This window comes from Capnocytophaga sp. (genome assembly GCF_030532915.1).
Lineage (GTDB): Bacteria > Bacteroidota > Bacteroidia > Flavobacteriales > Flavobacteriaceae > Capnocytophaga.
The window spans coordinates 17106-38201 of record NZ_JAUNKD010000014.1; the positions used below are offsets into that span (position 1 = coordinate 17106).

General features: G+C 37.1%; 14 protein-coding genes. 4 read left to right on the forward strand and 10 right to left on the reverse strand.

Annotated features, from left to right (window positions below; genetic code table 11):
• The first annotated feature begins 88 nt into the window (after nt 1–88).
• Nucleotides 89–883: a superoxide dismutase gene (locus tag Q4D72_RS05905; RefSeq protein WP_303076707.1), complete on the forward strand. Its 795-nt coding sequence runs from the start codon at nt 89–91 to the stop codon at nt 881–883.
• 85 nt (nt 884–968) lie between these two features.
• Here the strand turns inward: Q4D72_RS05905 and Q4D72_RS05910 are convergent, their stop codons facing one another.
• From Q4D72_RS05910 to Q4D72_RS05920, 3 genes are all read right to left on the reverse strand, one after another.
• On the reverse strand, nt 969–2408 hold the full coding sequence (locus Q4D72_RS05910; protein WP_303076708.1) for a RagB/SusD family nutrient uptake outer membrane protein: 1440 nt from the start codon (nt 2406–2408) through the stop codon (nt 969–971).
• Nucleotides 2409–2438: 30 nt separating this feature from the next.
• Nucleotides 2439–5648: a SusC/RagA family TonB-linked outer membrane protein gene (locus tag Q4D72_RS05915; RefSeq protein ID WP_303076710.1), complete on the reverse strand. Its 3210-nt coding sequence runs from the start codon at nt 5646–5648 to the stop codon at nt 2439–2441.
• A 388-nt stretch (nt 5649–6036) separates the two neighbouring features.
• Nucleotides 6037–8079, reverse strand: a complete 2043-nt coding sequence (locus Q4D72_RS05920; protein ID WP_303076711.1) for an HD family phosphohydrolase — start codon at nt 8077–8079, stop codon at nt 6037–6039.
• A 138-nt stretch (nt 8080–8217) separates the two neighbouring features.
• Between Q4D72_RS05920 and Q4D72_RS05925 the strand changes: the two genes are divergently transcribed.
• From Q4D72_RS05925 to bioD, 3 genes are all read left to right on the forward strand, one after another.
• Nucleotides 8218–9033 (forward strand): AraC family transcriptional regulator, encoded by an 816-nt coding sequence (locus Q4D72_RS05925; RefSeq protein WP_303076712.1) that lies wholly within the window; start codon nt 8218–8220, stop codon nt 9031–9033.
• A gap of 100 nt (nt 9034–9133) precedes the next feature.
• Entirely contained in the window at nt 9134–9745 is a 612-nt protein-coding gene (locus Q4D72_RS05930) for a DUF417 family protein (RefSeq protein ID WP_303076714.1), read from the forward strand.
• Nucleotides 9746–9937: 192 nt separating this feature from the next.
• The gene (gene bioD / locus Q4D72_RS05935; RefSeq protein WP_303076715.1) at nt 9938–10567 is read left to right on the forward strand and encodes a dethiobiotin synthase; all 630 of its coding nucleotides are present in this window, start codon (nt 9938–9940) and stop codon (nt 10565–10567) included.
• A gap of 184 nt (nt 10568–10751) precedes the next feature.
• Here bioD and Q4D72_RS05940 read toward each other — a convergent pair whose 3' ends face one another.
• The 7 genes from Q4D72_RS05940 to Q4D72_RS05970 all read right to left on the reverse strand — a co-directional run bounded on the left by Q4D72_RS05940 (nt 10752) and on the right by Q4D72_RS05970 (nt 21094).
• Nucleotides 10752–12410 (reverse strand): MBOAT family protein, encoded by a 1659-nt coding sequence (locus tag Q4D72_RS05940; RefSeq protein ID WP_303076716.1) that lies wholly within the window; start codon nt 12408–12410, stop codon nt 10752–10754.
• Between the two features lies 1 nt (nt 12411).
• The gene (locus Q4D72_RS05945; RefSeq protein WP_303076717.1) at nt 12412–13863 is read right to left on the reverse strand and encodes a lipase; all 1452 of its coding nucleotides are present in this window, start codon (nt 13861–13863) and stop codon (nt 12412–12414) included.
• A 111-nt stretch (nt 13864–13974) separates the two neighbouring features.
• On the reverse strand, nt 13975–15861 hold the full coding sequence (locus Q4D72_RS05950; protein WP_303076719.1) for an ABC-F family ATP-binding cassette domain-containing protein: 1887 nt from the start codon (nt 15859–15861) through the stop codon (nt 13975–13977).
• 39 nt (nt 15862–15900) lie between these two features.
• Nucleotides 15901–19107 carry an exodeoxyribonuclease V subunit beta gene (locus Q4D72_RS05955; RefSeq protein ID WP_303076721.1) on the reverse strand — a complete coding sequence of 1069 codons (3207 nt, stop codon included), beginning with the start codon at nt 19105–19107 and terminating at the stop codon, nt 15901–15903.
• A gap of 104 nt (nt 19108–19211) precedes the next feature.
• Complete coding sequence (locus tag Q4D72_RS05960; protein ID WP_303076722.1) at nt 19212–19961, reverse strand: uroporphyrinogen-III synthase; 750 nt, start codon at nt 19959–19961, stop codon at nt 19212–19214.
• 61 nt (nt 19962–20022) lie between these two features.
• Nucleotides 20023–20679 (reverse strand): DUF4271 domain-containing protein, encoded by a 657-nt coding sequence (locus Q4D72_RS05965; protein WP_303076723.1) that lies wholly within the window; start codon nt 20677–20679, stop codon nt 20023–20025.
• A 4-nt stretch (nt 20680–20683) separates the two neighbouring features.
• Nucleotides 20684–21094 (reverse strand): DUF4296 domain-containing protein, encoded by a 411-nt coding sequence (locus tag Q4D72_RS05970; protein WP_303076724.1) that lies wholly within the window; start codon nt 21092–21094, stop codon nt 20684–20686.
• Nucleotides 21095–21096: the final 2 nt, after the last annotated feature.

Below are 21096 nucleotides of genomic sequence, written 5' to 3' on the forward strand. Positions count from 1 at the left end.
AAAACTGACTTAAAAAAGTGTTAAAAAAATTGCTGTCTGTCGGTTTTTTTCTATTTTTGAAAAAATATCAATATTAAATAAAACAATTATGAAGAGGAAATATTTTATTCCTATGGCGGCATTGTTTCTTTCAGCTGCTGTTTTTTCACCGGAAGCTGTTTACGCTCAATCAAAAAAGAAAGAAAAATCGTGTTCAAAAAAGGAGGCTGCTACAAAATCGTGCACTAAAACAACTGATTATGGTAAGCCCGGCGATGTGAAAGCCAATGAAGGTGCTTTTAAAATTGTTCCGTTAAAATATGAATACAACGCGGTGGATTCGTATATTGATGCGCAAACGATGTTTGTTCATTTTTCCAAGCATTATGTAGGGTATTTAAACAATTTGAACAAAGCCGTTGAAGGGAAACCTCAGGCTATGCAACCTATTGAGCAAGTTCTTAAAGGGTTGGATATGAGCAATACCGCGTTGCGAAATAATGGTGGAGGTTATTACAATCACAATTTGTATTTTGATGTGATTTCACCCAAAGGGGGCGGAATGCCTACGGGAGCTTTGGCAGAGGCTATTAACCGTGATTTTGGTAGTTTTGAAAATTTCAAAAAGCAATTTTCAGAGGCGGGTGCAAAACGATTTGGTTCGGGTTGGGCTTGGCTTGTGGTGAAAGATGGTAAATTACAGGTTGGAAGCACTGCCAATCAAGACAATCCGTTGATGCCCGGATTGGAAATTTCGGGGCAACCCATTTTAGGAATGGATGTTTGGGAACACGCTTATTACTTAAAATATCAAAACAAACGCGGTGATTATGTGACTAACTTTTTTAACGTAATTGATTGGAAAAGAGTAGCCGAGCTATATAATGCTGCGATGTCAATGTAATTCAATTTCATACTTTTATTAAAAACGGGTTAATTGGAAATAATTAACCCGTTTTTGTTTTTTAGTAATGTGTTTTTTTGTATTTCTATGGATTATTTGGAACCATTGTTGGGGTTGCATCAATTTCTTTTTCTGGTATTTGAATAAGAAATCTTGGGTCACTAGCAGGAATATTAAGTTTACCAAACTGACCGTGGTTAGAATCAGTATAATTTCTCTCAACTCCTTTACCTAAACGTTTTAAGTCGAAGAAAGCCCAACCTTCTCCCCACATTTCAATTCGCTTTTGCAAAATGATCTCGTCAATGAGTTCACTACCTGTTTTTGTAGATTTTTGATAACCTGAATCTCTTTTAGAGGTGATTTCAAAGAGAATATTTTTTGCTTCGTCTTCATTTCCACTTTTAGCAAGAGCTTCTGCTTCAATATAGTACATCAAAGAGGAGCGTAAATAGATATAATCCCCCTGTCTTCCGTCTTCAGTTAAATCTCTGAATTTAAAACTTGTATATGCAGGATATGTTTTTCCTTCAAACTCTCCCTCTGAACCTGACAAAAACATTGATTTTCGGTAATCTGTATCCGGAATAGCATCATAAAGTCTTTTATCTATCGCTATATTTCCTCCTCTTGAATAACCTGCTCCGGTATTATCAAAATGCGAGAAGAAGTTTGCAACAAATGTGGTTAATTCCGAAGTAATGTCAGCTCCCCACATTGTTTCATCTTGGTTTATATCATAAAAACCATTCTTCCATCCTTTTTCATCCAGAAGCCCATACCCTTGGCGAGCTTTGCGAGCCGCCTGAGCAGCTTCACTAAATTTCCCCATTTCAAGGTAAGCCTCGGCTAAAAAAGCCTGCGCTACACTCTGATCAATAAGTTCTTTATTCTCTCTTTGATAGCCTGCTAATTCTTCCACAGCCTCTTTCAAGTCTTTCTCAATTTGTGCATACACTTCTTGATTTTTGTTTCTAAATTTAGAAACCTCTCCGGTATTTATCGGAATAGCATAAGCAGATTCATTACCTACATAAGTAGGGGCATAAAATCGAGTCAACATCAAATGAAAATACCCTCTAAGAGCTAAGGCTTGTGCTCTAATATATTTACTTTCAGCGCTTGCAGTTGCTACATCAATACTATTGATGATGGTATTTGTATTTTTAATTTGAATGTAATACGTAAACCAAGGCATATGGGAGCGCGAGCTAGTAGTAATTCTCCCCGCGTAATTATAGTAAAAACCATTCCAGCTTAAAGCATTCATTACTACATCATTACCCATCAAATCAGCAATTGATAACATTGACTTATGCCCATAATCTTCGTGACCTCCATAACCGCTAATTCCGTAAGAACGTAATCCAGCTAAAATACCTCTTAAAGAACCCTTTGCGGCTTCAGAAGACGCTCCAAGCTGTTCTTCCGAAATGTACGACTCGGGTGCTTTGTCCATAAAATCTTTAGAACAAGCCCCTAACAATAAAGCTCCTCCTAAACATATATATATTATTTTTTTCATTATGATATTCTTTTTAGTTTAAAACATTTTTTAGAATTTAGCAGAAAGCCCGAACGAAACAGTTCTATACAAGCTATATACGTTTTCAGTACCTCCATTACTTAATCGTGTCATTCGGGGGTCAAATCCTTGTCTTTTTGTCCAAACCCACAAATTGCTACCGGTTAAAGAAAATGTTATGTTTTCTACACCCAGTTTTTGGAGTTGATCATTGGCTAATTTATACGAAATACTTGCATTTTCCCAACTGATATAATCTGCTTTGGTTAAGAACAAGTCAGAGGCTCCAAATTGATTGGTATCCGTTGTTGTTAGCCTTGGTAGTGTTGCGTTTTTATTATTAAAATTCCAAGTTTTGTAAGCATCTTTATGCAAATTGTGCCCACTATTTCCAAATCCTTCTGATTCAACGAGAAGTCCTGCATAAACACTATCGTAATTATATCCTCCGATTTGGTAGGCAAATCCGGTTGAGAATGCCCAGTTTTTATAGTTAAAGTTTAACCCAAAACCTCCGTACACATCAGGGTGGGCAGTTTTATCAGAAAGGAATTTGGTGGATTTGTTGTAATCCATTGTTGTTGTTTTGTCTCCTTCTGCTTCTCCGTTTTCATTTGTTTTCCCTTGATTCCAAATACCTCTTCCGGTTGCCTCATCAACTCCTACAAATTCTCTGATATAAAATGTGTAAGCACTCTTTCCTTCTGCAAATCTATAATTTCCGGAAGTGAAAGGATCCGGCAATTTCGTTACTTTGTTTTTGTAGTGAGTGGCATTCGCCCAAACGTTAAGCCCTGTGTGTGCTTTTTTTATTATATCCACACCAAGTGTAACTTCAAATCCTTTATTTTCCATATTTCCTATGTTCTTAGAAATAGAAGGATTTCCGGAAGATGGTTGTTGTGGGAAATTGTATAACATATCAGAAACAGAACGTTTGAAATATTCAAATTCAAGATTAACTCTACCAAAGAATTCGGCTTCAAATCCGGTATTGAAGTTTTTAGAAACTTCCCATTTTAAGTCTTTATTTCCTAAGTAAGCCTCACGAATTGACGGATTACCTGCTGCATCGGGTGTAATATCATATTGGGTTAAATATGGTTTATAGTTTCTTGTGAAAGAGAAATGCGATCTATGGTCAAAAGAAACATAAGCAGGATATAAGATGTTGTCATTTCCTTGTTCTCCGTAACTTGCTTTTAATTTCAAATGGTTTAAAACATTGTTTTTAGGAATAAACGATTCATTCGTAACTACCCAAGCAGCACCTACCCCATAGAAATCACCCCAACGGTGATCCGGATGGAAAACGCTTGACGCATCTCTTCTATAGCTTGCATTGATGTAGTATTTATCACCATACCCGTAATTTAATTTTGACAAATACCCTTCCGTTTGGTAGTAATCATTATAACCATTCAAATATCCCAACTTTGAAGCATTTGAAATAAATACTTTTTCAGAAACAACTACGTTCGTTTTATTTCCGGCTAACATTTTTGAAATAAGTTCTTGGCTTTCATGCCCTATCATCAAGTCGATGCTATGTTTACCCAACACTTTTTTCCAAGAAAGCAATTGTTGGTTTGTTAGTGTTGTGGAGAATCGAGTGGCATTGGTTATTGAACCCTTAGAGGCAAAAGCATCACCTCCAACTTCCCAACCATATCTAAAACGATTGTCCGCTTTTAAATCATACCCAACATTGTAGGTGAAATTGAAGTCTTTCAAGAAATTGATAGAAGCATACGCTCTTGCACCCAAAGTGTGGCTATCGTTATCTCTAACATCTTTTAGGGTGGTTGCATAAGGGTTCATATTCTCAATATAAACCCTTCTTGTTTTAGAACCATCAAAATTTTCAGTTTGTCCCTTACCAAAGTCGTAGACAACTTCTCCTTTTTGGTTATAAATTATGTTTCCGTAGCGATCACGAGCATAGATAGGGAAAATTGGAGCTGCGTTTCTTGTCCAAGAAAATAGGTTAGAAAATGTCGTAGACCCTTTGCCTGCTTGTGGTGATTTTTGAGAAATATATGCGTAATTTAAATTCGTTCCTACCTTGATGTTGTCATTGAGTTTGAAATCAAGGTTAGCACGGGCTGTTACACGATCAAAACCAGAATTTAACACATAGCCATCTTCATTCAAATAACCAATTGAAAGGTAGCTATTTACTTTTTCTCCCGCCTGCATTAAACTCAAATAGTGTTCTTGTTTGATACCTACGCCAAACAATGCTTTATGCCAATCATCTTGATATAAAAGGCTTGCATTCGGATTTACTAATCCGGTAGCAGGGTCAATCACCTGATCATTAGGTACATTAAATACATTATATCCGATGCTTGACACCAAAGAATTAGCTGCACTTTGTGCTGCTTGCTGTTCTGTTAAAGCATTGTTTGCAACCCAAGCGCCTAATTTTCTTCTTTGGAACTCCAATTGGTAATATTCACGAGGATCGGTAATAATATCGTAATCAGGAACTGCACGCGTATTCATACCTAACTTTGTTTCGTAGGTTACGTGTAACTTTCCGCCACTTCCTTTTTTAGTGGTAACTACGATTACCCCGTTAGCCCCTCTGCTTCCGTAAAGAGCATTCGCAGATGCATCTTTCAAAAATGTAATTGATTCAATATCTTGTAAGGATATTGATGAAATATCACCATTGAAAGGAATGCCATCTACTACGTAAAGCGGATTATTTGACGCAGAAATAGAACCAATACCTCTAAAACGAACCTCGGAACCCTCTCCGGGTTGCCCCGATGTGTTTCTAACTTGCACCCCGGCAGCTTTACCTGTCAATGATTGGATAACATTGGCTGATTGACTTTTGGCAATGTCATCTGATTTTATGGTTTGAACAGAACCTGCCACCGATGCTCTACTTTGAGTTCCGTAAGCAGTAACCACCACTTCGCCAAGCTCTTCGGCTTCTTCTTGTAGGGTTACGTCTATTCTGCTGGTTGAAGCCGTTACCGAACGCTCAACCGTGGCAAAACCGATGGCGGTAAAGGTAAGTGCATCTCCTGCTTTTGTTTTGATGGTGTAATGCCCGTCAAAATCGGTGGCTACTCCACGCGTTGTGCCTTTAACGGTAACCGTTACTCCCGATAACGGCACGCCTCCTTCATCTTTTACTGTTCCGGTAACGGTTTTCTCTTGGGCAAATGCAAAGCCGAATGCCAAGAAAAAGAATGATACCAAACAAACGATTCTTTCTCTCATATGTATCTATTTTAATAGTTAGTTAAGTGCAAAGGTATAAAACTTATTAATAGAATCCAAATTTTTAAAGAAAAAAAAACGCCTTACGTTTATTTAAGTAGAAAAAAATCATAAAAATATCGTATTTATTATTGTATTGTTAATTAAATATTAAATTCGCATTTTTTTAACAATATAAATGTGAAATTCATATTTTTAAATGTTGTTTGTAAAATAATCGTAATCAAAGATATGAAGGTCTTTTGTTTTTTAAATAATTGATTTTGTTAGTTTTAACAACGAATATAAAAGTTGTATTTTTTTTAAAATTATTTTGAAAAAAATGAATTTTATGTTTTTTTAGCTAAATTTGAATGTAGAAAAATGTTTCTCGGGTTAGAAAATATTGCTATTCCGGATATTCTATTCGGATATGATAAATGTTCGTCAGTTTGTTTTTCAAAACTTTTTTTACGATTTCAATTTCTTTTAGTGTAATATCGGCATTACTAAACTGATTATCATCCAGTTGTTTTTTAATGATTTTTTCCACGAAATCATCTAACATTTCGTAAGTTGGGTTTTTCAAACTTTTGGTTGCTGCTTCCACCGAATCGGCCATCATCAGTATGGCAGTTTCTTTTGAAAAAGGTTTCGGACCCGGGTAACGGAAGTCTGTTTCGGTGCAATTTGTGTTGGTTTCCAGTTCTTTACGATAAAAATAATAGGTTAAGCTGGTTCCGTGATGCGTACGGATAAAATCAATGATGCGTTTCGGCAACTTGTTTTTTCGGGCGAGTTCAATGCCGTCACTAACGTGTTTGGTAATGATTTTTGCACTTTGCAAAGGAGTGAGTGCATCGTGCGGATTTATGCTTGTCTTTTGATTTTCAATGAAATAAACAGGGTTTAACATCTTGCCGATATCGTGGTACAGAGCCCCGACCCGCACTAGCAAAGCATTTGCCCCAATTTCGGAAGCGGCTGCTTCTGCCAAATTGGCAACCTGCATTGAATGTTGAAATGTTCCGGGAGCTTTTTCAGAAAGTTCACGCAGTAATTTTGAATTTGTGTCGCTCAATTCCAATAGTGAAACATCTGATACCAAACCAAATACCTTTTCATAGACGTATGTGAACGGTTGTGAAAACAACACACCGATTCCGTTTAAAATAAAGAGCGTGAGCAGTGAAATATCCAATCGTGCAATGGTGCCTTCGGTAATGATGTGAAATGCTACATAAATAACTAAGTAAGAGATTGTTATCAGCAAAGCCGACACAAAGTTGTTCAGCCGATAGTGTAAATCTTTCGGAGCAATGATGATAGCCAATGAGGCAACTATCTGAATAAAAACAAATTGAAAGCTATTCGGAACGATAAATCCTAAAATTAAAATGGTGGAAATGAACACGAAAATCACCGTCCGCAAATCAAAAAATGCTTTGAGAATCAGTACCATCATCGCCACCGGAACCACATAAATATACTGCGGAAGCGTTTGTGTGATAATCCCCACCAAACCAATGGTTATCAGCATATTAAGCAAAATAACCGAAATTTTGGCGTTATTATGGAAAATGCTTTTTTCATATATTTTTAAGTACAAGCCCATCAGTAACATAATGATACTCACTAAAATATAATATCCGGCTGATGACCAAATGTAATTGCTTCGGTTCCACGTACCGTCCTCATACTCTGATTGTAACGACGATAACATATTGAGTTTTTCGTCCTCAACCATTTCACCTTTGGCAATGATGAGTTGCCCTTTTTTTATCCATCCGCGGGTGTAGACCAGTTCTTTTAGGTTTTCGGTAAGTGTTTTTTGCGTAAAATGCTGGTCTACACTGATGTCGGGTTGCAGAATGTCAAAAAACAAATCATAATAGGTGTTTTTATATTCGTTGTACGGATTTTCAGCAAAATACGTGTCAATTTCTGCATTTAGGTTACTCAAATTGAAAATTTCAAAAATCGGTATTTCAACAAATTCATTATTTGCTTTGATGAGATTTATTTCGCCCTCGCTTATGTTTTTGGTGGAAAGCATCACGCCGTTTCGGTAAATTTCTTTCAGAAAAGTTTCGGCTTTGGCAAGCAATTGTTGTTTTTTTTGGTGTGAAACGGCATTGAAGTAAACATCTTTTTTACTGCCAAAATTAGCTGTAACTGACTGATAAACAGTTGTATCTTTTGCGTAATAAACAACTGAATTTTCTTTAATTTCTTCCCGTTCGGCATCAATTTGGTCATCGGTTTTTTTTAGCGAAAAATCAAACGGGGCGTAAAGCGTTTCGTGTTGCCAAAGTTTTCCTTTTTGAAATTCATACTTAAATTTTGCCTTCTTCGGAAATATTTGCACAATAAGAATTACTGCCACCAAAAAGGATAACACCTTAAATGTCAAAGACTTTTTTAAGTATGAAAAGTACCGATTTCGTTTCATTTTCGTTAAAATTAAGTTGTGAACCTCTCAACGTACAAAGATACGCAAAATATTTTAATGACAATCGTTTGTGAAAAAACCGAAAAAATAATTATCTTTGCTTCACATCGGTATAACGTGCTAAAAAAGACTTGAAAAATGGCAATTTTAATACAAAACGTAGCTGAATTACAGTTTATTGACAATTTCAGTGTTGAAAATTACTGCATTTTGGCTTTTTGTGGCAAAGGAAGTTTTTGGGTTGATTTTGCGGAATATACCTATGACGGCAACACGCTGCTTTTCCTTTCACCTTTTCAAAATTTTCAAAAAAAGGACGGAAAAATGGAGAAAATCAAACTGTTACAATTTCACGGCGATTTTTACTGCATTGAGTATCACAAAAAAGAAGTTGCCTGTAACGGACTCTTATTCAACAATATATTTCTGTTGCCGCATATTGCCGTTTCCGATAAAAGTTTTAATGAAATTTTGCATCTTTTTGAGCAAATTCAAAACGAATTGCACTCAGAATCAGCCTATTCACAAGCCGTGCTCCGTTCGTACTTACAACTGATTTTGGCACTTTCAAGCAAAGAAAAAAGCCTCATTTTGGCAAAAACCAAACAAAATACCGAGCATAACGTAGCTTTGAATTTCCAAAAAATGCTTGAAAAATATTTTTTAACCGAGCGAAGTGTATCGTTTTATGCCGAAAAAGCGCATCTCTCACCCGATGCTTTTAGCAAGAAAATCAAACTGTTATTAGGAAAATCGCCTATCAAATTAATTCAAGAACGGCTTGTTTTGGAGGCGAAAAAACAACTGCATCTCACACATAAATCCGTCAAGGAAATTGCTTTTGAAATGAATTTTAAAGACGAATTTTATTTCAGTCGATTTTTTAAAAAAGCTGTCGGGACATCGCCTAAATTTTTTCGCGAAACGGTCGGGATTTCTGTCGTTGCAAAATAATCTATGTTATATCCTTTTTTGTCCATTTGATATACGGACTAAAAAAACGAATTTTGCCACCGAAAAATTTTATTTATAATAAATTTAAAATTAGTATATTATGGAAAAAATTCTTGTTTTTTTGGCTGACAGTCAGCGTTCCTTCGTGAATTTCATACGGGTGGGAATCTTTATTGTGATGGCTTGGATTGGCGGACTGAAAGCCTTTCAGTATGAGGCAGATGGCATTGTGCCGTTTGTGATTAACAGCCCTTTTATGAGTTTTTTTTACAACAACACCGGAAAAACGGCAGTGAATGACAAAGGCGAAACGGTTGCCGAATACACGTTGCATAAAAACCCTGAGGGGAAGATGGTTGCCAAAAACATCGAGTGGCACAAACAAAATGGAACTTATTGGTTTTCATACGGTTTAGGAACTGTTATTTGCCTTATTGGTTTGCTGGTTCTTTTGGGAATTTGGTCGCCTAAAATTGGGATTATCGGCGGGTTGCTTACTTTTGGAATGTCCATCGTAACACTCTCATTTTTAATTACAACCCCCGAAGTGTATGTGCCTAATTTGGGTGGTGATATGCCAACGCCCAACTTTGGTTTTCCGTATCTTTCAGGGGCGGGACGCTTGGTTTTGAAGGATATTATTATGTCGGCAGGTGGTTTAATCGCGGCTTCCGATGCGGCACAGCGCCTGTTAAAAAATAGAACGGTTTAGCGTTTATATCTTTATAAGTGAAGAGGTTGCTGTAATTGCAACCTCTTTTTGTTTTACCAACCAATTAAAAAAGATATTTGTGATAAAGACGAACCAAAGCCAAAAATGTTACAACGAAAGGATATTTTTTTATAGTTCAAACCCGATGTAATTCAAAATAAATGAATATTTTTGCCTAAAAATCAATAAAAATTGGAAAAAGAAACCAAAAATACCTTTTTTATTACGGGAATTTCAACCGATGTGGGCAAAACGATTGTTTCGGCAATTGTAACCGAAGCTTTGCAAGCCGATTACTGGAAACCCATTCAGTCGGGCGATTTGTATAATTCTGATTCTGATAAAGTTAAAAGATTGATTTCTAATCCAAAAAGTGCTTTTCATCCGAGTGCTTATGCGTTACAGACTCCTGCAAGTCCGCATTGGGCAGCTCAGGTAGATGGTGTGCAGATAGAAATAGAAAAGATAATCCGACCTGCTACTGAAAATCAATTGGTTATTGAAGGTGCGGGCGGACTTTTAGTGCCACTGAACAACCAATATACCATTGCCAATTTGATGTTGCCATCAGATAAAATAATTTTGGTTTCGCGTCATTATTTAGGGAGTATCAACCACACGCTACTTACTTTTGAAGCGCTGAAACAGCGAGGGTTATCCGTTTTTGGGATTGTTTTCAGCGGGGAATCAAATCCGTCTTCCGAAGCCGTTATTTTAGAGAAAACGAATGCCCGTCTTTTAGGGAACATTGATGAAGAGCCGTATTTTGACAAAAGTGTAATTGCCTATTATGCCGATAAGTTTAAGAGTATGTTTATTTAAAATTAGAGATTTGTATTTGGAGTGTTTTCTCCAATGATTAAAAAATCGTTTTTACAAGTATTTCTTACAACGAAAAACTTCGGAATTATAGCTGATTCTAAAATAGTTTATCTTACTAATTCTCCTTTTGCAAGGATATGAGTTTAAGAATAACCTCCAATTCAGTTACAAAAATGCTGATAAATCAAAACTGAAAATAGATAAACGGCTGAAACTCGGCAGAGTAGGCTTGGTAACAGATAATTACAATAACCACAGCAATAGCTCCTTTTACCAGAATATGGCTTTCTGAAAAAACGTGTTCTACTTCGTCTTTCCAACGCTGTGGTATCCAATGTGTTATGTAGCCAATAAGCATAATGATGAAAACCGCCCGATAGTGTGTGAGCACCTGCCAAGCCGTTCCCCAATCCATATTATTACCTACCTGATTGAACCATTGATAGATAGCCTCCATATCCTTGCCCCGAAAAAAGATGCGCGTGAAAGTAATAAATATAAAGGTAATAGCTATTTTCCAAAATGTTGCTAACCAGTGTGTTGAATGCTCGTACGGACTTACTTTTCGCCAAATTTTATACACCAAAATACCAATGCCGTTTAATCCGCCCCAAATGACGTACTTCCACGAAGCTCCGTGCCAAAGTCCGCCAATGAGCATCGTGAGCATAATATTGATGTTGGTAACGACCTGTCGTTCAATCGTTTTGTTGTAAAACATTAAAAAAGATGCCGTAATGAGAATGATGCCTGTTATGATTGTGAAAATCAGGCTGTTCACAGCAATAACCAGCCCAACGACAAAAACAAGTGAAATTACAATTGTGCCCACCGAACTGTTTCGGTTGCCTCCCAACGGAATATACAAATAGTCTCTAAGCCAAGTAGATAACGAAATGTGCCATCGTTTCCAGAAATCCCCACAATTGATGGCCTTATAAGGTGAATTGAAATTGACCGGCAACTGAAAACCCATCAGTAGTGCCAATCCGATGGCGATGTCCGTGTATCCTGAAAAATCACCGTAAATTTGCAGTGAATATCCAATCAAAGCCATTAAGTTGGTAAAACCCGAAAATAGGGTAGGGTTATCAAAAACTTGATCCAAAAAATGAAGCGCCAGAAAATCAGCAAAAATCATTTTTTTTATCAATCCTTTGAGAATCATAAAGATACCTTTATTGAAGTTTTCCGTAGAAATTTCTGTTTTTTTAACAATTTGCGGAACAAAATTCTCTGCTCTAACAATAGGACCTGCCACCAATTGCGGGAAGAAGCTCACATAAAAACCAAAATCAAGAATTGATTTCAACGGTGCTATTTTTTTTCGATATATATCCACCGAATAACTAATGGTTTGAAAGGTGTAAAACGAAATCCCGACGGGCAACACAATGGTTTCCACACGGAAATAACCTTGACTGTCAAAACCGTTTGCCCAGTAAGCTAAATAGTTGAAAACTTGGTTGTTGGTGTGAAATAGTGTGTTGTAGGTTTCTGTGAAAAAATAAGCGTATTTGAAATAAGCCAGCACTCCCAGATTGACAATAATGCTCAGCGTTACGCCCAGTTTTCGTTTTTTTTCATCGGTTTGAGTGTAGATGTAATTTCCTAAATAAAAATCAGTTATGGTGCTGAAAACCAGTAATAAAACAAATAATCCGCTGGCTTTGTAATAAAAGTAAAAACTTGCAAAAAGCAAAAACAGATTTCGGAGTTTTATTCGCTTGTAAATCAGAGAGAAAAAAGCATACGTGATAGCGAAAAATATCCAAAAATCAATCCGAACAAAGTTGAGCGGACTTTTTTCGTTAAAAGTGAATATATTTAGAATAAAATCCATATTATTCAATTGCTAAAATATCGTTATGTAAATGCTCAAAAAACAATTCTGAAATCAGGTGCGTGCCTTTCGGGCTTAAATGCACATAATCAGAGGCTGCCATTCCTTTTTTAACCCAATCAACCATTGAATTTTCACCGCCCATTGCTTCGTAAATGCTCCAAAAAGCAATGCCGTTGCTTGTGCATTCAACCTTCATCATTTCGTTCAGGGTGATGAGAAACGGGTAGGTAATCATTTGTCCGTCTTTTGAAACTGACATATCGCCCGGTCCAATTACAATCACCGAAGCCCTTGGATTACTGCGTTTTACCCACCGGATGTTTTGAATAAACGAAAAGACGTAATCCACAATTTGCCTTTCACTTTCAAGATAGGGAACCGTATTTCCGCCAAACTGAAAAATAAAAATATCGGGTTTGCGAACGTTTGACATCTGTCGGAAATTTTCGTAGTTCAAACGGGTAAACAAATTCCCTGATTCACCCCGCATCGCCACGTTATCCATACGAACACCTTTCGTATCGTCGAGTGTAATTCCATAAAAATCAGGGCTTACCGTGCCTTCCAACTCCACTTTTATTTCTTTGGGCGTTTCAACAAAATCAATTTTGAAGTTGTGATAATTTCCGTCGGTGTTTAGTGAATCTTCTTTTATAAGTGTCCCGTCTTGGTAAACGGCAATTTTAGTTTTGTGTGTGCAATTCCCGTAATGCAAGCCAAATTCTTTAAATTTTTGCAAGCGGTTATAGACTCTGGTTGAGGGTTTTATGATAAAAGAAGCCTTTTTAACGGTGGTTGTGTCAGTTGATTTGTACTCAGTAAATCGCGAAAAAGTGGTGTACAATCCGAACTTTTGATGCGGAACTTTTCGTCGGCTGTTGCGGTCAAAAAAAGCAAACCGAAACCAATTGGGGCTGGCTTGTAAATTAATGCTATTTTGTTGATAAGCAATCTTTATCGGAATAAATCCGGGACCACCACCACCAAAAAGCGTTTGAAACCGATTGCGAATATACACCGTAATGCGGTCGCCTTCAATTTGTGAATCGCCGTAGTGAACTATCTGGCAATTAGGTTGTTTCAGTTTTTCTTTAAGTTGAGTGATAAATTCATTGGCATTGTCTGGGTAGTAAATTCCTCCCGGGGTATGAGATGTTGTATTTTCTTCCTTGACGGTTTCAACAGCAACCGAAGCCGAATCTTGCACTGTTGTCTTAAGTTCGTCTTTCTTTTTTTCGATACTTTTGATGGCCTGTTTTGGCTGGGTGTTTTCAGACTTACTGCTTTTTAAAAGAATGTCGGAAGTCGGGTATTTTATGATGGTACTCCCCATAACAATTCCCTCTCTTTCAAAACCTTGTGATGTTTTGTAATGCCCACTGAGAAATGTGAACATAAAAAGAGACAGAAGTACTCCGATGATGAATATTGTTATTTTTTTGGGGGTCATTCCTTATTTTAAATTTTTGAAGCTACGAAAGTACACTTTTTTGATTATTTACAAAAATTTTGAACCAATATTACCATAAATTTTAATTTTTTAATAGCTTTTTTACAATAATTATAGCAATAAGGCTTCCCATTGGTTCATTAGCGTGTCCAATTCATTTCGTTTTTTCTCATAATTTACATAAAAATCATCATTTTGAGCCTCTTGTGCGATGCGTTCATTCATCTGATTGAGTTCATTTTCCACTTCGGTTATTTGTTTTTCGAGTTTATTTATCTTATTTTGAAGCGCTTTTTGCTGTTTTTGCGCTTCAAATGATGGTTTTTCAACTTTTTTTGTGTTTTTTTCGTCAGAAGGTGCGTTTTTTTCTTGTTCCAGTTCACGAAAATGGCTTATTTCGCGTTGTTCCAGATAAAAATCAATGTCGCCTAAATATTCCTTGATGTTTTTATTTTTAAATTCGTACACTTTGTCGGTCAAACCTTGCAGAAAATCACGGTCGTGCGAAATGATGATGAGCGTCCCTTCAAAGGCTTGAAGTGCTTGTTTTAAAACATTTTTTGATTTGATATCCAGATGGTTAGTGGGCTCGTCCATTACCAAAACGTTAAAATCGGAAAGGAGCATTTTTGCCAAAGCCAACCGATTGCGTTCGCCCCCCGAAAGTACTTTTACTTTTTTCTCAACTTCATCGCCTCGGAACAGAAAAGAACCTAATATATCTCTGATTTTCATTCGATTACCGTCATTAGCGGCGTTGAACATCGTGTCGAGAATGGATAATTCACCATCGAGGTAATTCGCTTGATTTTGAGCGAAATAACCAAGCTGTACGTTATGCCCAAGTTTGATGTTTCCGTCAAACGGAATTTCATTTACAATCATTTTTGCCAACGTGGTTTTTCCTTGTCCGTTTTGCCCCACAAAGGCAATTTTACTTCCTCTTTCTATCAGTAAATCAATGTTTTGCAGAACTTTCTTTGCTCCGTAATTCTTCGAGGCATTTTGGATTTCCAGTACCACTTTTCCGGGTGTTACCGAAACCGGAAAACGAACCGCCATCACGGCATTGTCTTCCTCATCAACTTCAATGCGGTCAATTTTGTCTAATTTTTTGATAAGTGATTGAGCCATAGATGCTTTTGAGGCTTTGGCACGGAATTTTTCAATGAGTCTTTCGGTTTGTTGTATCTTTTTTTCCTGATTTTTTTGCGAAGCCAGTTGCTGTTCGCGAATTTCCTGCCGATGTTCCAAAAATTGGGAATATGGCTTGGGATAATCGTAAATTTTCCCAACGGAAATCTCTATGGTTCTGTTAGTTACGTTGTCCAAAAACATTTTGTCGTGCGAGACGATAACCACCGCACCCGCGTATGAAGTCAGGAATTGCTCCAACCAGATGATGGATTCGATGTCCAAGTGGTTGGTAGGCTCGTCAAGTAACAGAATATCATTGTTTTGCAACAGAAGTTTCGCCAGTTCAATGCGCATTCGCCAGCCTCCTGAAAAAGTGTCGGTTTGTTTGTCAAAATCGGAACGCTGAAAGCCCAAACCGAGCAGCACTTTTTCCGTATCTCCTTGATATTGATAGCCTCCGATGATGTCGTAGCGGTGTGTGATTTCACTGAGCGAGTCCATCAATTGATGATACGATTCACTTTCATAATCAGTGCGTTGAGCCATTTGTTGCTGAATTTCGTCCATTTGATGCTCCAAGCGTTTGATTTCCTGAAAGGCTTGATAGGCTTCTTGCAAAATGGTTCTTCCGTTCTCAAAATCAATATCTTGCTTTAAAAAACCGATTTTGACATTCTTGTCAGTGGCAAGTTTTCCCGAATCGGGTTTTAGTTCTTTGGCGAGCAACTTCAAGAGTGTGGATTTTCCGGCTCCGTTTTTGCCGATAAGCCCCACGCGGTCGCCTGCGTTTAACATAAAAGCAACGTTTTCAAATAGATATTCGCCTTGAAATGAAATAGATAAATCGTGTACGTTTAACATTCTGTGAACTTTAAGCGGGCAAAGATATGTATTTTTCTGTTATTTTTCGCTTTTCACGATGGTTCCGTCTTCTAAAAAAATCAGGTACTTTGCCGTGATTTTCCAGCCCATTGTTGCCAAATCGGTGGCGTAATCCTGCATTTGTTGCTCGTATTTCGGGTTGGGTTTTCCGGTTTTATAATCAATAATGATGGCTTCTTGGGTTTGCCGATTGTAAACAATACGGTCGGGTCTGAAAAATTTTCCATTTTGGTTAATGAATTCTTTTTCAATGAAATATTCATATTTTTCGGTAAAAAAATCTGAAATTTCAGGGTGGTGAATCAAATCAAAAAGTTGCGGATAAATAACTTCATACTGAACGTTGGTCAGAATGCCTTCGGTAAGGAAGTTATTCATAACTTTTTCTAAATCAAAGTGATATGTTACTTTTGAGAGGATTTCGTGAATAAGATTTCCTTTTTCGATGGCGTGTTGCCGTGAAGTGTCCCACAGCAGTGATGCGCCCGTAGCGATTTTGTAATTAGGCTGCATTCCGTCTTTTTGAAAGTGAATCAGAGTGTCGGTTTCAGGTGTTGTTTTTTGTTTTTTTGCGGGGAAAACAGGCGTGCCAAACTCGTATGTTTGTACGGCTTCGTCCCAAGTGCTGTGTTGCTGAATAAAATGTTTGAAAAGCGTTCCGTAAGTTTCTGATTTTGATTCTTTTCCGCTTTTTGTTTTAGGCTGTGAAGTGATGACGTATAAAAACGATTCGGGGCGGGTTAATGCCACGTAAAGTACGTTAATTTGGTCTAACAATTGTTGCTCGTTGTGTTGCAGCATAAGTTGCTCTGAATGTGGCTCGTAGTGAATCCAATTTTTGCTAACCTGCACCAAAAGCGACTGAAACCCACTGAATTCCGTCTCAGCAACCGGATACCAAATCGTGTCGTCTTTATGCTTGTCAATGAGCTTGTTATCAGCAAAAGCATAGATAATCACAGGAGCGGACAGCCCCTTGCTTTTATGTACGGTCATTATTGAAATGGCATCTAAGCCTTCGGGTGAACTGATGCTGATTTTGTCTTTTTCTTCTTCCCAAAAGGCTAAAAAATCAGCCAAACCACCTTTTCGAGCCGTTTTAAAATCGAATATTAAATCCAGAAAATGAGTTAAATACGCATCCGATTCCTTTGCTAAATCAAAACAATTGACGGCAAAAGTAACGCCTTCGTACAACGAATGTGTATTGAATTGAGTCAGTGAAAATCCGTAATCAGCAAAAAAGACATCAAGCGGAGCTTCAATATACTGGGTCATAAACTCGTGTACTTCTGTTATCTTTTTCACTCCGACGAAATTAAATAGCATTTTTGATTTAAGCTCTTGACTGTCTGAATTATAAATCAATTTCAGAAGGGATATTAAAAACTGTATGCTATCAACGTTTTTCAGCAATAACGAGTCGGGCGAGATGATATTTCTGCCTTTTGCCGATAAAAAAGAAGCCACGGCAGCACCTTCCGAATTTTTTCGCACCAATACGGTAATGTACTGGTCCTTAACCCCTGAGGCATTGGCGTGTTCAACAGCTTTTAAAATAGCTTGGCAATAAATGAGTTCTTTTTCGGTGAAATCGGTGGTGTTTTCGGAGGAATCAGTTTGATTTTCAGCTTCTTCATCTTCTTGTAAATCAACAAAATGAATATTTACGTATCCTTCCGGTAATTCTTTTCCCTTTTTGATTTCAGGAAAATTTTGAGCAGCATTTTTGTACAACTCCCGATATGTTTCTGACTTAAATTTTTCTGAAATAAATCTGAAAAACAGGTTGTTAAACTGAATGATGCTGGGTAAACTTCTGTAATTTTCTTCCAAATCAACCACCCTTCCTTCAATTAAAAAAGGATTTTCATCACCCGAATACAACGAGATGAATTGTTCTGCTTTTCCGCCCCGCCATCGGTAAATGGATTGTTTGGCATCGCCCACCAATAGCACCGAGCCGCGTTGTTTGGTAAGCGTTTCGCTTTGTACTGCATTTAATATCAGCGGAATAAGGTTCTTCCATTGCAAAACGGACGTATCTTGAAATTCATCGATAAAATAGTGGCGGTAACGCTCACCGATTCGTTCGTAAATGAATGGCGCGGGTTGTGTAGCTATTTCGTTGAAAATGATTGAATTAAATTCCCAAATGGGTAGGATATTTTCGTCTTCTTTAATCAGTTCAATTTCATTTTGAATGCGATTGAGTAACGCTAACGGAACCACATTTCGGAGTACATTTTTTACAAAATTTAACAAACCAAAAGCTGATTTTATATTGTTAAAATAGGTAACGATTTGAGGTTGTAAAGCATCGATTAGGGCTGTGTTTAAGTTTTTTGCTGTTGATGCGTAAAGCGGTTTGTCGGGTAAATTTTCTTGCCAAGCACTTCCCCAGTTAGGTTCATTTTCAGGGTTTTGATTAAGTTTGTAAAAAAAATCGTAGGCATATCCACCTTTGAAAGCCGATTTATCCAATGCATTTTCGTCCAGTAACTTTAAAAAATCAGCAGCATTTTTTTGAATGGAATCAAGTGCCTTATTTTTTTTGTTCAACAAGTTCTTTTTTAACGCTTGAAAGTCGTATAAATTTTTGCTTTTCAGATTGTTAAGTTGCCAATAATGATTTTCAACGGTAAGCATTTGCGCAACACGAAGCAATTCGCCTGTGATGTCCCAGCTTTTATCTTCTTTGATTTTTTCTTTTGAAAATTCGTTTAAAAGTTGGGTCAGTTCGGCATCTTCTCCGGCTTGATTGAGCAAATTATCAACGGCGCGTTGCAAGAGTGTTTTTGCATCTAACTGAACTTCAAAGAATTGGTTCAGACGCAAGTCAAAGGCAAAATTCCGAATCAGTTGGTGATTAAATCCGTCAATGGTGCTGATACTGAAAGCGGCATAGTTGTGCAAAATGTGTTTCAGTACCATTTCGGAGCGTATTTTCAGTTCGGTAGGTGCTATTTTTAGTTCTTTGCTCAGCTCTGAAAACATCGGGTCGGGCTGGCTCAGCATTTTGTCATCAGAGAAGAGGGTCAAGTACTCAATAATTCGGTTTTTCATCTCAAAAACAGCCTTGTTGGTAAAGGTAATGGCTAATAATGAGCGAAATACTTCCGGATTTTTGTTGCTCAGCACAATTCGCAAATAGGATTTTGCCAATCCGTAGGTTTTTCCGGAACCAGCAGAGGCATTGTATATAGTATATGAAGCGGGTTGCATAGTTAATTTTCAGCTAATTTTACATAAAAAAAGAATGAGATGCTAATCTAAAAAATAAACTCCAAACGAGTTAAAGTTTGGAGTTTATTTTTTTTAAGATTTTATTATTTTCGCCCGTTCACCTTGCTGATGTATTGCTCTAAGGCTTTTGTCATTGACGGATTTTCGGGTGAAGGTGCTTTGATGTCGATGGTGAGTCCGGCACTTTCGGCGGCTTTCAGGGTTGAGTCGCCATAAACGGCGATGCGCGTTTTTTTCTGTGCAAAATTCGGGAAATTTTTAAACAATGATTCAATGCCGGCAGGGCTGAAAAATGCTAAAATATCATAATTAATTTCCTTAATACCGGATAAATCACAATGCACGGTACGATAAAAAACGCCTCGTTCCCATTTCAATTTCAAATCGTCAAGTGCTTTTGAAATTTCGGGTTTTTGTGTGTCTGACCCCGGCAACAGAAAGTTTTCCTCTTTGTATTTTTTTAAGGTTGGCAACAAATCGGCAAATGATTTTTTACCTACGTAAATCTTTCGTTTTCGGTAAGTTATGTACTTTTGCAGGTAGTATGCAATGGTCTCGGACTGGCAGAAATACTTCATCGTATCAGGCACTTTGAAACGCATTTCTTCTGCAATTCGGAAGTAATGATCAACCGATTTTCGGCTGGTTAAGATGATAGCTGTAAATTTAGTTAAATCAATTTTTTGAATTCGGATGTCTTTGGCTGACATTCCCTCCACTTTAATAAACGGAATGAAATCAATTTTTACTTTTTGACTTTCAATTATTTGAGTGTAAGGAGAGCCTTCTGCTTTGGGCTCGGGTTGTGAAACTAAAATTGTTTTTACTTTCATAAATTTATTTGCTTTGCGCTAAATATTCTTCTAACAAAAAGGGGAAACCCCGAATTTATTTCTATAAAAATCGATGTCCGTAGGTTAAAAAAATGTAAGGCGCTATTTCAAGGGTGCAAAGATACAAAATAAAATAAATAATATACCGTTTTATTGCATTTTGGTTCATTTTTATTATCGTAACCCAACTTAATAGGTTGATAACTAAAAAGATAAGTAAAAGGATGTAAAAATAGATTTCTTTCAGCTCGGTAGCGTACATCACAAAAAATAACAGCATAATCATCAAAAGAGCGGCGTAACTGGAATAGGCAATCCGAGTGAAAATATAGGGTTTTGCAAAATTTTTAAGTTCAAAAAGTGAACTTATCCATTTTTGAATTGCTAATTTAATCATAAAAAAAAGCAAAATACCTATAATAATATCTAAAAAAAGAAAATGACTCACAAGGGTTTTAATTTGGAGGAATTGCGCCCAAACATAGAAAAACAACCCTAATGAAATCCATTGTAAAAACAAGGAAACTACGGTGAAAGGTTGTACTTTCCGTTCTTTTTTTTCATAAATAACGATGTATTTATTATCAAACGGAAGTTTTAAATATTCCCAAAAATGATTCGGATACGCCACACGAAGCAGTGCAACGACCGCAAAAATGCCCAAAAAAGCCGGAAAAATCCAAGGTAGGGAAGCGTTATTTAGTGCGATAGATTCCAATGTATCAATTATTTATGGGTTCACTTGTTAATTCAGTCGTGTTGATAATTTCATCAATTGGTTGTTGGTTTTCTTTTTCAGTGGGGGCTGAAAGTTTTTGACGTTCTTCTTTCAGGCGAGCCTCTACTTTTTTGATGATTTTATCGTATTTATTTGGAAATGAGGCGTAGTACACCATATTTTCAATCAGTGAGAGGCTGTCGGTATCGTGTTTTTTGTACACAAAATCATTGACGTTGATTTTCAGCGAATCCAGCAGTGAATAGTCAGTGAGCCGAACCCCGTCAATGATTGCCAAATCATACATCAAATCTTCCATTTGCTTTTCGGAAAGCATTTTTTCAGGGGGCGGAACAACACTTTGCCCACAAGCCGTTATCAAACTGATTATTAGTATGTAAATGTAATTTTTCATTC